The organism is Nocardioides daeguensis, from assembly GCF_019192965.1.
GTDB lineage: Bacteria > Actinomycetota > Actinomycetes > Propionibacteriales > Nocardioidaceae > Nocardioides > Nocardioides daeguensis.
Genome location: NZ_JAHTKU010000001.1, coordinates 100,980 through 114,781 on the forward strand (window position 1 = coordinate 100,980; position 13,802 = coordinate 114,781).

General features: G+C 71.7%; 15 protein-coding genes. 3 read left to right on the forward strand and 12 right to left on the reverse strand.

Features of this window, described 5'->3' with window-relative positions:
• Positions 1-13: 13 nt before the first annotated feature.
• Positions 14-1,216 carry a methyl acetate hydrolase AcmB gene (gene acmB, locus KU893_RS00495; protein ID WP_218232343.1) on the reverse strand — a complete coding sequence of 401 codons (1,203 nt, stop codon included), beginning with the start codon at positions 1,214-1,216 and terminating at the stop codon, positions 14-16.
• Between the two features lie 138 nt (positions 1,217-1,354).
• Between acmB and KU893_RS00500 the strand changes: the two genes are divergently transcribed.
• The 3 genes from KU893_RS00500 (at position 1,355) to KU893_RS00510 (ending at position 4,230) form a co-directional block, all read left to right on the forward strand.
• Positions 1,355-2,323, forward strand: a complete 969-nt coding sequence (locus KU893_RS00500; RefSeq protein ID WP_218232344.1) for an alpha/beta hydrolase — start codon at positions 1,355-1,357, stop codon at positions 2,321-2,323.
• Between the two features lie 708 nt (positions 2,324-3,031).
• Positions 3,032-3,439 carry a helix-turn-helix domain-containing protein gene (locus KU893_RS00505; RefSeq protein WP_218232345.1) on the forward strand — a complete coding sequence of 136 codons (408 nt, stop codon included), beginning with the start codon at positions 3,032-3,034 and terminating at the stop codon, positions 3,437-3,439.
• 86 nt (positions 3,440-3,525) lie between these two features.
• Positions 3,526-4,230, forward strand: a complete 705-nt coding sequence (locus KU893_RS00510; protein WP_218232346.1) for a nitroreductase — start codon at positions 3,526-3,528, stop codon at positions 4,228-4,230.
• Positions 4,231-4,253: 23 nt separating this feature from the next.
• Here KU893_RS00510 and KU893_RS00515 read toward each other — a convergent pair whose 3' ends face one another.
• From KU893_RS00515 to KU893_RS00565, 11 genes are read right to left on the reverse strand one after another with little or no spacing between them, the layout of a single operon-like run.
• Positions 4,254-4,505, reverse strand: a complete 252-nt coding sequence (locus KU893_RS00515) for a cytochrome C oxidase subunit IV family protein (protein WP_218232347.1) — start codon at positions 4,503-4,505, stop codon at positions 4,254-4,256.
• A complete protein-coding gene (locus KU893_RS00520) occupies positions 4,502-5,122 on the reverse strand; it encodes a cytochrome c oxidase subunit 3 (RefSeq protein WP_218232348.1) in 621 nt (206 codons plus the stop codon). Before KU893_RS00520 ends, KU893_RS00515 begins: the two co-directional genes overlap by 4 nt.
• The gene (locus KU893_RS00525) at positions 5,119-5,874 is read right to left on the reverse strand and encodes a hypothetical protein (RefSeq protein ID WP_218232349.1); all 756 of its coding nucleotides are present in this window, start codon (positions 5,872-5,874) and stop codon (positions 5,119-5,121) included. Before KU893_RS00525 ends, KU893_RS00520 begins: the two co-directional genes overlap by 4 nt.
• Positions 5,874-6,419, reverse strand: a complete 546-nt coding sequence (locus KU893_RS00530) for an Rv1363c family protein (RefSeq protein ID WP_218232350.1) — start codon at positions 6,417-6,419, stop codon at positions 5,874-5,876. Before KU893_RS00530 ends, KU893_RS00525 begins: the two co-directional genes overlap by 1 nt.
• Complete coding sequence (locus tag KU893_RS00535; RefSeq protein ID WP_218232351.1) at positions 6,416-6,934, reverse strand: Rv1363c family protein; 519 nt, start codon at positions 6,932-6,934, stop codon at positions 6,416-6,418. Before KU893_RS00535 ends, KU893_RS00530 begins: the two co-directional genes overlap by 4 nt.
• Positions 6,901-8,253: an MCE family protein gene (locus tag KU893_RS00540; protein ID WP_218232352.1), complete on the reverse strand. Its 1,353-nt coding sequence runs from the start codon at positions 8,251-8,253 to the stop codon at positions 6,901-6,903. Before KU893_RS00540 ends, KU893_RS00535 begins: the two co-directional genes overlap by 34 nt.
• Positions 8,250-9,506 carry an MCE family protein gene (locus KU893_RS00545; protein WP_218232353.1) on the reverse strand — a complete coding sequence of 419 codons (1,257 nt, stop codon included), beginning with the start codon at positions 9,504-9,506 and terminating at the stop codon, positions 8,250-8,252. Before KU893_RS00545 ends, KU893_RS00540 begins: the two co-directional genes overlap by 4 nt.
• Complete coding sequence (locus KU893_RS00550) at positions 9,503-10,627, reverse strand: MCE family protein (RefSeq protein ID WP_218232354.1); 1,125 nt, start codon at positions 10,625-10,627, stop codon at positions 9,503-9,505. The genes KU893_RS00545 and KU893_RS00550 overlap by 4 nt, the downstream gene beginning before the upstream one ends.
• Entirely contained in the window at positions 10,624-11,604 is a 981-nt protein-coding gene (locus tag KU893_RS00555; protein ID WP_218232355.1) for an MCE family protein, read from the reverse strand. Before KU893_RS00555 ends, KU893_RS00550 begins: the two co-directional genes overlap by 4 nt.
• Positions 11,601-12,638, reverse strand: a complete 1,038-nt coding sequence (locus KU893_RS00560) for an MCE family protein (protein WP_218232356.1) — start codon at positions 12,636-12,638, stop codon at positions 11,601-11,603. Before KU893_RS00560 ends, KU893_RS00555 begins: the two co-directional genes overlap by 4 nt.
• Entirely contained in the window at positions 12,635-13,801 is a 1,167-nt protein-coding gene (locus KU893_RS00565; protein ID WP_218232357.1) for an MCE family protein, read from the reverse strand. The genes KU893_RS00560 and KU893_RS00565 overlap by 4 nt, the downstream gene beginning before the upstream one ends.
• Position 13,802 lies beyond the last annotated feature (1 nt).

Below are 13,802 nucleotides of genomic sequence, written 5' to 3' on the forward strand. Positions count from 1 at the left end.
CCCTCGCCCGGCTCTACCCCTTGGCGACGGCGTCGTAGGCCGCGGTCTCGAAGTCGACGAAGCCGGTGAACGCCGGACCGTCGGCGAACGGAAGGATCTGCGTGGCCCAGTAGCCGCCGAAGCCGTTGTCGCGGTCGATCCAGTAGTAGAGGTTGGCCAGGCCCGCCCAGCCGATGGCCCCGGTCGGCCGTCCGGTCGGGAACGGGTCCTGGGTGTACTGGAAGGTGTAGGACCAGGTCTTCTCGAGCCCCGGGAAGAACTCGGCGTCGTTGGACAGCGCCTTGATGACGCCGGGCAGCATCGTCACCCGCAGGTGGTCGGGGAGCTGGTTGCGGAAGCCGAGGTCGACCGAGGCGGGCGACAGCACCTGCTCGCCCGCGCCGTTGCGCCCCTCGTTGAGCCACATCCGGATGAACCTCAGGTAGTCGGGCACGGTCGAGAAGAGGCCGTGGCCCCCGAAGTCGACCTCGGGCTCGATGGGCGCGGCGAAGTCGCTCGGGGTGAGCGTGCCGTCCTCCTCGCGCTGGTGGTGCCGGACCTTGCGGGCCAGCATCTCCTCGCTCGGGGCGAACGTCGAGCAGGTCATGCCCAGCGGTTCGAAGATGCGCTCCTGGCACACCTCCCCCAGCCGCTTGCCGGTGATGCCCTCCACGACCTGGCCGGCCCAGTCGATGTTGCTGCCGTACTCCCACCGGGTGCCGGGGTCGAAGAGCAGCGGGGTCCGCAGCGCGGCCCGGCTGGCCGTGGCGACGCTCGGCTGGCCGTGCTCCTGGGCCAGGCGCAGGTAGGTCTCGTTGAAGAAGTCGTACCCGAAGCCCGCCGTGTGGGTCAGCAGGTGGTGGGTGGTGAGGTCGCTGGCGGGCGCGCGCAGCACCGGCTGGCCGTCCGCGTCGAAGCCCTCGATCACCTGCACGTCGGCGAGGGCGGGCGCGTACTCCTTGGCGGGCGCCTGCAGGTCCAGGTCGCCGGACTCGACCAGCTGCAGGCAGGCCGCGCCGGTGATCGCCTTGGTCGTGGACCAGATGTTGAACACCGAGTCGGTGGTCATGGCGGCGCCGGACGACAGGTCCCGCACCCCGGAGGCGCCGAGGTAGATGTCGGAGTCGCGGTCGGTGACGCCGGCGACGACACCAGGCACCCGCCCCTCTCCGGAGACCGGTCCTCGGGAGACGCTTTGGACGACGGCGTCGACCGCGGCAGCCAGCTTGTCGCTCATGGAACTTTCCTTTCCTCGGGGACCCCCACCCTCGCGGTCGTGTGACGGGCACCACAACCGACGCCGCGGCGCAGATCCCCGCCGATCTCCCGCCACGTGGCGGGCGACCGAGCGCAGGCCCACGAATAGACTCCGAGCATGACGACGAACGCGGTGCCGAGGCCTGCGTTCGACGCCGAGCTGCGGGCGGGCCTGGCGGTCGTCGGCGGCATGTTCCCGCCGACGATCACGCCCGAGCTCATCGACTTCATGCGCGTCTCGTACGCCTCACCGCCGATGGCCGACCCGTTCCGTGACCGGCGGATCGAGGTCACCGACGTGGTGCTGCCGGGCTACCAGGGAGCCGACCTCACCGCGGCCGTGCTGCGCTCGCGCGACGCCAGCGGCCCCCGGCCCACCGTCCTGTACGCCCACTCGGGCGGACTGATGTTCGGCGACAAGTTCAGCGGGCTCGACCTGGTGCTGGACTGGGTCAGCGAGCTCGGCGCCACCCTGGTCACCGTCGACTACCGGCTGGCACCGGAGTTCCCCGACCCCTTCCCGTGGGAGGACATGTACGCCGCGCTCGAGTGGGTGGCAGCGAGCTCGGGCGAGCTCGGCGTGCGCCGCGACCGGATCATGGTGGCGGGCGCCAGCGCCGGCGGCGGCCTCGCGGCAGGTCTTGCCCTGGCCGCGCGCGACCGTGGCGGGCCACGCCTGTGCGGCCAGGTCCTCGACTACCCGATGCTCGACGACCGCCTGGTCACGGCCTCGACCGCCCAGTTCGACGGCGTGGGCGTGTGGGACCGCGTCAGCAACCAGACGGGGTGGGACGCGATGCTCGGCGACCGGCGCGGCGGCGACGCCGTCTCGCCGTACGCCGCTCCGGCCCGGGCCAGCGACCTCGGCGGCCTCCCGCCGGCCTTCATCGACGTCGGGGCCGCCGAGATCTTCCGCGACGAGGCGATCGACTACGCCTCCCGGATCTGGCGCGCCGGCGGCGACGCCGAGCTGCACGTCTGGGCGGGCGCCTTCCACGCCTGCGACATCTTCGCCCCCCACACCAGCGTGGGCCGCTCGATGATCCACACGCGCAACGCCTGGGTCGAGAAGATCCTTGCCGACTGAGTGCCGGCGGCCGCGACAGCGAAGGGACGGGTGAGATGCAAGAGCTCCTCGGGCGGATCGCCCGCCTCGACCCGACCTCGAGCCTGGGGCTGCGCGTGATCGCCTGCTTCGACGAGCTCATCGTGGGCAACGTCAACACCCGGGCGCTGCTCGCGGCCGCGGCCTCGCTCGCCGGCTGCACGTCCGGGTTCCGGCAGGCCGATGCCCAGCGGGCGATGCGGATCACCCCGAGGGGGCAGGTCGCCCAGGACCCGGCGCCGCCGGTGCGTGACGACCTCGTCGCGCAGGTGGGTGGGGGGATGACCGTGTGGCTCGAACGAGACGGGGAGCCCGCGGCCAACGACGCCATCATCCTGGAGCGCCTCGCCCTCGCCGTGCGGATCCGGCACGGACGGGGACTGCGCGAGATCGACAACCGTCGCCACCTGGGGGTGCTCACCGAGCGAGGCAGCACCGCCGAGGAGCGGCTCGAGGCGGCCGGTGCCCTCGGCCTGGTCGCCTCCCGGCGCTACCGGATCGTGGCCGCACCGCTCTTCGCCGTCTGGGAGGGCCGCCCCACCGGACCGGAGGACGTGATCGGCACCCGCTTCGGCCCGATCCACGCCGTCGTCGTCCCCGAGACCCACGAGCCGTTCCGGGGCCTCGCCGTGCGGGATCGGCGTCCCCGCACCTGCAGACCGGCTCGACCGGTCGTTCCGCAGCGCCGTCGTGGCGCTGCGGCTGTGCGCCGCGCCGCGCGAACCGATGGTCGCCGCCGACGCCTACGGCGGGCTGGTCGAGCTGCTGGCCGACGCCGACGACGACGCGCGGCACGACTACGCCGACAACCTCGACGCGGTCGCGCAGCACCCCTGGGCGCTCGAGACCGTCGCCGCGCTCGTCACGACGCAGACCGTGCGCGAGGCGGCGCGCTCCCTGAACGTCCACCACAGCACGCTGCAGGCGCGGTGCGACATCATCAGGGCCGATCTCGGGTTCGACCCGTTGCAGGGCTTCGGTCGCACGCGCCTCGGCACCGCGTTCCTGATGCACCGGCTGCGCCGGTCGACGGTGCTGGACCTGCCGACGCCGGGCGGGGGCACGACTCAGCCGACGCCGGGGACCGCGGGACGCTGATCAGCCGCGCCGATCCCCTTGCCCCGGAAAGATAAGTCCACTTATTATCGAGGGTCGCTTCCCCCCTCATGGAGTCACGCAACCGAATGAACACCGACGTCCGCGCCCAGCTCTCTGCCTCCGACGTGCTGGAGGGCCTGCTGACGACGCGCTACAGCTGCCGCGCGTTCACCGACAGGGCCGTGCCCGAGGAGGACCTGAGGCGACTGTTCACCATCGCCCAACGGACCGCGTCGTGGTGCAACTCCCAGGCGTGGCAGGTCGAGCTCCTCAGCGGCGAAGCCGCCGAGGCACTGTCGGCGCGGCTCCTGGACCGGCTCCAAGACCCCACCGAGCGACCCGACATCGCCACCCCCGAGGCATACGAAGGCGTCTACCGGGATCGACGACGCACCTGCGGTCGCGCCCTCTACGACGCGGTGGGCATCGCCCAGGACGACCCGATGGGACGCCTGAACCAGGCCCTCGAGAACTTCCGGTTCTTCGGCGCCCCCCACGTCGCGATCATCACGAGCCCGGTCGCCCTCGGCACCTACGGCGTCATGGACTGCGGCGGCTACGTCGCCAACCTCCTGACCGCTGCCGAGACACTCGGGCTCGACGCGATCGCCCAAGGTGCCATCGCCATGTACTCCGACGCCGTACGCGACCACCTGGACGTCCCCGAGGACCGGTGGATCGTGTGCGCCGTCTCCATCGGCTACGCCGACGCCGAGCATCCCGCCAACGGATTCCGAACGGAGCGGGAGTCCGTCGCGAACGCGGTCGCCGGCCTCGGCGGGACCGCGTAGACGCCCTGGGGAGGCGGCCCGCCTCAGGAGAGGCTGAGCACCACGAGAACGGCGCCCACCACGACCACCCACGCCCCGAAGACACCCGCCAGCCAGGCCGGCGCGCGGCGCAGGTCCATGAACTCCCAGCCGACGAGCCCCGCCTTGAGGAAGGCGAGCGCGACCGCCACCGCGGCCGCACCCTCGCTGACGGAATCCTTCGACGCGGTCGCCCAGGACACCAGGGTCACCGCCACGAGGACCAGCCACACCCACGCGAGCCGACGTGCCGTCACGATGCCCCCAGGTAGACGAGCGGGAAGATGACCAACCAGAGCAGGTCCACCATGTGCCAGTAGGTGGCGACGACCTCGACGAGAGCACGCCGGTCCGCGGCGACCTCCCGGTGGGCGTCGCGACGCCCGATGACCAGCAGCGTGACCAGGCCGAGCGAGCCGATCAGCAGGTGCACCAGGTGCAGACCGGTCAGCACGAAGAACCACATCGAGTACGTGCCGGTGTCGGGTTCGACGCCCTTGTCCAGCAGGTGCGCCCACTCGACGACCTTGAGCACGCCGAACACGACGCCGCACGCCAGCGACCCGAGCAGCAACCGCTCGGTCCCCCCAACACCCGCCCGGCTGCGGCGGACCACGCCGGCCACCAGCGCGGAGCTGGTCACCAGCACCAGGGTGTTGACCAGGCCGAGGACGAGGGTCAGGTCGGCCTGCCCGGCCGCGAACGCCTCCGGCTCGTTGCGGCGGTCCAGCAGGAAGGCGACGAACAGGACCGCGAAGACGCTCATGTCGAGCAGGACCAGCAGCCAGACGCCCGGCTCCCCCGGAACCCGCCGCGCGGTGCCCGCACCCTCCGACACTGTGGCCGAGGGACGGGTGACGACGGGTGCACTCATCGCCGCTCCCCCGCTACCGCGTCCCTGTCGGCGCTGACCCACATGCCCCAAGCCAGCAGCAGCATCCACAGACCGAAGTCGGTCAGCGGGACCCAGAAGGTCAGCAAGCCGTCGTACGCCACCGGTCCGGTGTGGAAGAACAGCATCGCCGCGCCCGGCAGCAGCAGGATCGCCACCGACAGGTTCGCCCAGCCGAACTGGCGCGGCAGCACACCCGACCTCAGCACCACCCACGCGATGGCGAGCGCCTGGATGACGAACGGCACCGCGGAGATGAAGGCGAAGTACCAGCCGAGGTCGTGCAGCGCCTGGGTGATCTCCGCGTCCCGCTCGGGCCGGTACGCCGCCACGGCGAGCACCATCGCGAAGAGCACCAGCAGCACGGTGCCGCATCCACCGACGACCGTCTGCAGGTTCGCCCAACCGCCACGGTTGCCACCGCCGAGCACCAGGACCCGGCTCATCCCGGCCACCAGGGCGCCGAACAGCGGCGTACCGAGGATCATCAAGAAGATGCCGAGCCGGCGCTGCGTGGCCGCCCCGGCGTAGAACTCCTGGATCCGCTCCGGGGACCATGCGGCGCCCGGCGCCGGGATGTACCCGGACACGAGCATGCCGCTCAGGATGAGCGCCACGCCGGCCACGCCGGCCACCGCCAGGACGCGCAGTCCCGGGTCGCCAGCCGCAGCCGACGCGGGGTCCGGGACCGTGCTCTGCACCGTGCCCTCCTCCACGATCGAGGCGGCACTCATCAGACCGGCTGCAGGGCGGAGACCAGCCAGTCCCCGTCGGTCCGGCTCATCGTCACCCGGACCCGACTGCCGCCGACCTCCGGCACGCTCGCGTCGCCGCGGGTCGTCGACTGCAGCAACATCAGCAGCACGACGACCTCGTCGTCGGTGGCCGAGACGACGGCGGCGTCGCTCACCGAGGCGGACGTGTCGACCTTGCCCTCCGTCGCGCCGGGCGCGATGACCTCGTCGACGAGCACCTCGTACTCCCGACGGAAGGTGCCGGTGGTCTGCGCGAGCGCGTTCGCCAGGTCGCGGTCCAGCGTCGTGTGGCCGTAGCTGAGCAACGCGGGCACCCGCTCCTCGGCCGAGGCGAGCGCCTCGATGCGCGTGCGCTCGAGCGCCTCCCGGTCGTCCAGGTCACGCTGGACCCACCACGCACCCCCGGAGAGCACCAGCGCCAGCACGGCGAAGCGGACCAGCTGGGTGCGTCCCGGCGCGCCGGTCGGGCGGAGCCTCCGCAACCGGCTCAGCACGCCGGCCGCGATCCGTCGCAGCAGGGTCATGACACGAACTCCATCCGGTCGACCAGCCAGTCGTCGTCGTCGCGGACGAGGTTCACCAGCAGGCGGTAGTAACGGGGCTGGGCGTCCTGCGCCTCGCTGTTCGAGACGCTGCCCGAGGCGGCGACGAGCACCGAGGCGGTGTCGTCCCCGATCTGCTTGACGGCGGCCTCGGTGACCTTGCCCTCGGCGTCGACCTTGCCCTGGCGCAGGGAGGCGACGAAGGAGTCGGCCTGGGCCTCGAACTCCTTGCGGAACGTGGGCGTGGTGCCTTCGAGCAGGCGCGCCAGGTCCTGCTCGCCGCTCTCGGCGCGGAGCGTGGTCAGGTCCACGACCTTCTTCTCCGCGGCCGCGACCGCGGCCGCACGGTCGTCCTGGCGCCGGTCCAGGTCACGCGCGTCGAGGAGGCCGCTCACCGCAGTCCAGGCCGCGACGACGCAGACGGTCGACAGCACGACCAGGCTCGCCCAGCGCAGGCCCTCCTTCATCGCAGTGCGGCGGTCAGCAGGCTCTTCCATCCCTCGTCCTTCCCGTCGTCACCGTCGGCGTCGAGGCCGACCGGTGGGGTGTCGAGCCGGTGCTGGCGCCCCGTCTCGTCGCGGTAGCGACCCTCGACGGCGTCCTGCGGCGCGAAGCTGGTGTACGTCGTCACGCCGGCCGCCGGCACGCCCTCGGTGAGCTCGATCCCGCAGGCCGCCGCGGTGGGCGCCCGGCGGCCGGTGTCGTCCGGGCACGGGATGTTCCGCGCGCCCCGCACCGCCACGTTCGCGGGTCCCTCCTTGCAGTAGCTGCCGCTCGGGCCGGTGCTGAGCGTGGCGTCGGACGGGTTGCGGCGGCTCTTCACCGGCACGTACCCGTTCACGCACGAGTCGGGGTCGCCGAACATCGTGCGGATGTCGAGGCGGGCGTCGCCGTACTGCTGACGGCCCACCGAGATGGACTGGAACCGCGACATCAGTGCGGGATAGGTGGCGAGCGTCTGCTCCAGGAAGCTGTTGTAGACGCGCAGCGGCTCGGCGACGGCGCGCGTGTTGTGCAGCAGGCTGGGCAGCACCGGGTCCACGTCCGCGAGCAACCGAGCGGTGGCGTCCAGGCCACCCGTCCCCTCGTCGAGCAGGGCGTCGACCGAGTCGTCCCCGGCCTCCAACGACGTGGTCACCTTCGCCATCTGCTCGATCCACGCCCGGGTGTCCCCGGCGAGGTCCTGCTGGGTGGTCAGCATCGGCGCGGAGGACCGGACCAGGCCGGTGGTGGCCTCGACGTTGCGGGTGGCCTCGACGAGCAGCTGGTCGGCCTCGTCGAGCAGGCCGCCCAGGTCCTCACCCGTGCCGGTGAGGCCGGCGTCGACCCGATCGAGCAGCCGCTCGCTGGCGGCCGCGGGGACGGAGTCCATCAGGTCGGTCAGCTCGTCGAGGACCGGACCGATCTGCGGCATCTCCACCGTCTGCTCCACCGGGATCACCGAACCGTCGGCGAGCTCACCCTTCGCGCTCTGGGGCACGAGGTCGACGTACTGCTCGCCGATGGCCGAGGTGCTGCGGAGCTCGGCGCGGACGTCGGCCGGGATCGTCGTACCACTGTCGATGGCGAGCTCGGCCCGCACGCCGTCGCGGGTCAGCTCGAGTGCCGCGACCTTGCCGACCTTCTTGCCCCGGTAGGTGACGTTGGCGCGCGGGTACAGGCCGCTGGCCTCGCCGAACTCGACGTCGACCGCGTAGTGGCCGAAGCCGAACCGGCTCGGCAGCTCCGCGTAGACGACCCCGACCCAGGACAGGGCGAGAACCGCGATCACGGCGAAGATCCGCAGCTGGTTGCGGATCAGGCGGGTGATCATCATCGGCATCCTCCGAGCAGTTGCTTGAGCAGGCCACAGACGGGCGCGCCCTGCGGCGCCGGAGCGGGGGCGCCGGTGTCCGGAGCGGGGGTCTCGACGCCTCCCTCGGCGGCAGGTGCCGACGGGGTGGCCGGGTCGGTCGTCCCGGGCGTCTCCGCCGCCCCGGACTGCGTGCCGAACGGTGCCTCGACCGGGTCGCGCAGCGGGTCGCCGCCGGCCAGTCCGGGCAGCAGCCCGCCCCGCAGGAACTGCCCGGCGAGCTCGTTCACCGATACGTCGATGGTGGCGAACAGGTTGGCGTAGTCGCCGCGGATCACCTCTTGGGAGGTCATCAGCGGGAACGGGACCGTGATGGCGTACTTCAGCGCCTCGGGGATCTCGGTCGCCGACTCCCCCAGCCTCGTCAGGGTCGGCAGCAGCGCCTCGAGGTTCGACAGCAGCACGCCCTCGTTGAGCGCCACCAGGTTGCCGGCAGAGTCCGCCGCCCGGCTGGTACGGCGCAACGCCTGGGTCAGCGTCCGGCGCTCGCGGTTGAGCACGCGCATGCCGGGGCCGATCTCCTGGAGAGCCGTCGCCACCACGTCGCGCTCCGAGGCGAGCGTGCCGGACAGCGAGTCCATCGCCCGCAGCGCCGTGACCATGTCGTCCTTGTTGGCGTCGAGCACGTCGAGCAGCTCGTTCATCCGCCCGATCAGGGTCTTGGCGTCCGGCACCCGCTGGTCGAGCGCCGTGGTCATCTCCTCGGTGATGGTGGCGATCTGCGAGAGGCCGCCGTTGTTGAGCAGCAGCGACGCGGACGCCAGGACCTGCTCGGTGGAGGGCCGCACGCCGGTCTGGCCGACCGGCACGGTGGCACCCGGCGCGAGCCGGTCCGCCGCGGTCGACCCGTCGGTGGCGACCTCGACGAACTGGGCGCCGAGCAGGGTCTTCTGCCCGATCGAGAAGGTGGCGTCCGCGGGCAGCTCCACGGAGTCGAGCAGACGCAGGCGCACCTTGGCCTGCCAGTCCTCGACGTCGATCTTCGCGACCGTGCCGATGGTGACGTTGTCCAGCATCACCTGCGAGTTGGGCACCAGGTTCTCGACCTGCTCGAAGACGACGGTGACGTCGTAACCCTCCTCACCGGTGGCGACCTGGCCGGGAAGGGTGTTGTCGTTCGGCTGGAGCTCGCAGGCGCTGAACGTGCCGGCGAGCACCACGGCCGCGACCACACCCGCGGCGCCGCGGAGTGCGCGGCGAGGTGGCAGGAAGCTCATTCGTCGCCTCCTTCGAGGGCAGGGACGTCGGTGCGCTGGTCCGGGGTGCCGCCCGGCACCCGGCCGAGGCCGAGCAGCTCGACGAGCGGGCCGAGCGCGCTGCGGCAGGTGTCGGTGGTTCCGCCGACGCCGAAGATCGCGCCGCACAGCAGCTGGGCGGTGTTGTCCAGGTTGGCCAGCACCACGCGACCGGTGATGGCGGAGTCCTCGACCGTGTACATCAGCTGGTTCACCGCGCCGGGCGCCACGTGCACGATGTCGGCCAGGCTCTTGTTCTTGGCCGCCAGCGTGCTGGCCAGGACGTCCATGGCGCGCAGCGAGGTGGTCAGCGGACCGTCGTGCTTGCGCACGAACCGGCGCAGCTCCGGCAGGATCGTTGCCAGGTCGTCGACGGTGTCCACGAGCAGGTCGCTGTTGCGGTCCAGCAGGTCCGAGACCCCGGACAGCTCCTTGGTGAAGCCGCGGACCGCCTGATCGTGCACGACGAGGTTCGCCACGAAGGTGTTGAGCTCGCGGATCGTGGCGAACAGGTCGGTGCGGCCGCCGGAGAGCCCCTCGGAGGCGCGTCGCATGTTCGCGATCGAGGCGCGAAGGTCCGCTGCCGAGGTGCCAGCGAGGTTCTCGTCCGCGGTCAGCACGGCCTTGCGCAAGGCCCCCTTCTTCGCGTGCGGGCCGTCCGGACCGAGCGCGGTCGCGAGAGCCGTCAGCTCCTCCTTGACCGCGTCGAACTCGACGGGCACAGCCGTGCGGTCCACGGAGACGACCGCGCCGGACTCGAGCGTGGGTCCCTCGGTCCAGGCGGGGCTGAGCTGGATGAACCGACCTGAGATCAGGCTGGGCGCGACGATCGCGGCCTTCACCTCGGCCGGCACCCGTCGGTCCCCGTCCACCTCGACGGTGACGTCGACGCGCTCCGCGCCGGGCTCGATCTCGGTGACCCGGCCGACCCGGACACCGAGCACCCGGACGTCGTCGCCGACGTTGAGGCCGGAGGTGGAGGCGAACTGCACGGTGAAGGTCTGCTTGCCGCCGGCGCCGTCCCACAGCAGCAGGGCAAGGCCGAGCGCGAGCACCGTGCCGACCACGACCAGTGCACGCGAGGAGCGGAGGAGGTTGGTCATTGCACGAGTCCTGACACGATCGGGAGCAGGGTGGTGGGCGCGGTGAGGTTCTGGATGTAGGCGTCGAAGAACGGACCGGAGGAGACCGCCTCGGCGAACGGGTACGCGTAGCCGCGCAGCCCGTCGATCGCCCCGAGGATGTTCTTACGGTTGCGATTCAGCTGCTGGGTGAGCGCGGTGAGCTCCTTGAGCGCGGGGCCCAGGTCGGCGTCGTTCTCGCGCATCACCGCGCGTACCGTGCGGGCCAGCTGGCGGACCTCGGTGAGGAGGCTGACCAGCACCGCCTCCCGGTCCTGCACCTGCGTGAAGAGGCTCTGCCCGGCGGTGAGCAGGGTGGTCACCTGCTCGTTGCGATCGGCCAGCACCCCGCTCACCCGGGCGGACCGGTCGAGGAGCTGCTGGAGCACCTGCGCGTTGTCGCCGAGGTTGGCCGCGACCTGGTCGATGCCGGCGAGCGCCCTGCGGACGTCCTGCGGCGTGTTCTCGAAGGTCCGGCTGATGCTGGTCAGCGACGCGGAGAGCTGGTCGACGTCGATCTCGTCCACCTCGGTGGCCAGGTCGCCGAGCGCGCTGGTGACGTCGTACGGCGAGGAGGTCCGCTCCACGGGGATGGTTCGGTCCCGGTCGAACTCGCCCTCGCCGCCGGGAACCAGCTCGAGCGCGGCGTGCCCGAGCAGGGTGACGGTGACGATCTTGGCCTCCGTCCGGTCGCCGAGGTCGGCGGTGCGGTCGGCCAGCGTGAACCCGACCCGCACCTTCGCGCCGTCGAGCTCGACCTCCTTGACCTTGCCGACGGTGGCGCCGGAGATGATCACGTCGTCGCCGGGCGTCAGCCCTCCGACCTCGCCGAAGTCGGCCCGCACCAGGTCGTTGTCGCCGACCAGCGGGAGGCTGTCGAGGCGCAGCGCGGCCACGACCAGGGCAGCCACGACGAGCGTGCCCAGCAGTCCGAGCCGGACGTCCTTGGCCTTGCTCATCGCTTGCACCTCGCCACGTCGCTCTCGATCCAGGGGGTCTGCAGCGGCTTCCCGCCACCGAGGTCCGCCAGCTGCACGCGGACCCCGCACAGGAAGAAGTTGAAGAAGTTGCCGTAGGAGGCGGGACCGACCATCCGGGCGTAGTGCGCGGGCAGCGCGTTGAGGACGTCGTCCAGGACGTCGGCCTGCTCGTTGACCTTCCCGGTGGTGGTGGCCAGCTCCTTCAGGACGGGGGTCAGGTCCCCCCGCGCACGGTCCAGCAGCCGGTCGACCTCGCCGGCGCCGTCACCGATCGCGGCGGCGGAGTCGAGGATGCTCTCGGCGTCGCCGTCGTACCCCGCGGCGAGCCTGCTCAGCTGGGTGATCAGGGCGTCGAGGTCCCCGCTCCGGTCGTCGAGGGTGCCCATCACGGCGTTGAGGTTGCCGAGCACCGAGGTGACCAGCTCCTGCTGCGAGCCGATCGTCGTCGTGAACGAGCCCACCGTGGCGATCAGGTCACCCACGGCGCTCTCCTGACCCTGCAGCACCTCGATCAGCTGCGCCGAGAGCTGGTTGATCTGCTGGGCGTTGAGTCCGGCGAAGAGCGGCTTGAACCCGTTGAGCAGGGTGTCGATGTCGAGGGCGGACTCGGTGCGCGACGCCGGAAGGGTCGCCCCCGGCTCCAGCGCGGCACCGGGGTCGTCACCCCGCTCCAGGGCGATGTAGCGGTCGCCGATCAGGTTCCGGTAGCGCACGGTCGCCGTGGTCGTCTCGTCGAGCGTGATGTCGTCGGCAACGGTGAACCCGACCTTGACGGTGGCGTCCTCCTGCACCTGCACCGAGGTCACCTTGCCGACCTCGACGCTGGCCACGCGGACCTGTGAGCCGGTGGTCAGCCCGGAGACGTTGTCGAAGACGGCGTGGTACTCGTCCCGCTCCCCGGGCCGGATCTGGCCGGTGACGATGACCAGGTAGGCGGTGATGACGGCAGCGATCCCGACGAAGACGACGAGCTTGGCCTGGTCCTTGCGGTTCTGCGCGCGGATCGAGCTCACGGGCTCGTCACCACCCCTCCGACGAGACCGAGCAGGGTCTGGGCGAGGTCCTCCACGGCGCTGCCTTCCGGCTGGTGGTACGGCGCGATGCCGATGTCGAACTTCCGGAAGTTCCTCTTGCCCACCTCGGCGGTCACGTCGGGCAGGCCGAAGCAGTTCGGGCCGCCCTTGTCGGCCACCACAGCGAGGCTGTCCGGCGCACGGTACGGCGGGTCCGCGGGCTGCAGGCGGGTGAAGGAGTTGACGCCGGGCTTGGTGCCCCCGACCGCGACCTCGAGGTCGCGGTTGATCTTCGCGACGCCCTCGATGGTGCACGGCAGCATCGGCGAGTACCTCGCGAGCAGGCGCGTGGTGGGGTCGAGCTCACGCAGCGCGGCCGCCAGTGCGGCGCCGTGCCGGCTGGAGGTCGCGTCGGCCTGCGCGGAGAAGGACTCGAGGCCGTCCAGCAGCGCGCGGAGGTCGCGCTGCCGGGTGCTCAGCGTCCGTGCGGTGGTGGTGCCGGAGTCGAGCATGGTCACCAGGTCTGCGCTGGCCCCGTCGTAGGTCCGGAGCACGTCGTTGATCCGCTGGATGTCCTCGGCCAGCGCCGGCAGCGCCGGGTTGAACCGGGCCAGCAGCTCGTCGGTGTCCTCGACCAGGCGGTTGATCCGTTCGCCGCGGGTGTCCACGGTGTCGGCGACGGCGGTGAGCGCCCCGGCGACCTCGCGGGGTCGGGCCACCGCCAGCACCCGGGAGAGGCTGCTGAACGCCTCGTCGACCTCGGTGGTGACGTAGTCGGCCTGGATCACGGTCCCCGCGGCGAGGGTGCCCGTCTCGCCCGCCGGCGTGAGCTGGACGTACTTCTGGCCGAACGCGGTCGGCGGCACGATCTGGGCGGTGACCTCGGCGGGAAGCAGGCCCATCCGGTCGGCGTCGATCCTCAGCTCGATCTCGGCGCCGTCCTTGGTGGCACGCACGTCGGCGACGGAGCCGATCTCGACGCCGCGCACCTTGACCACCGCACCGGAGTCCATGGTCAGGCCGGCGCGGTCGCTGAGCACCGTCACCTCGCGGACGTCGGCGAAGGCGTTCTGGTAGAGCGCCGCGGTGCCGACCGCAAGGCCGGCGAGGACGCCGAGCAGGCCGGCGCCGAGCGCCATGTGCTTGGTCCTGGCAGAACGCATG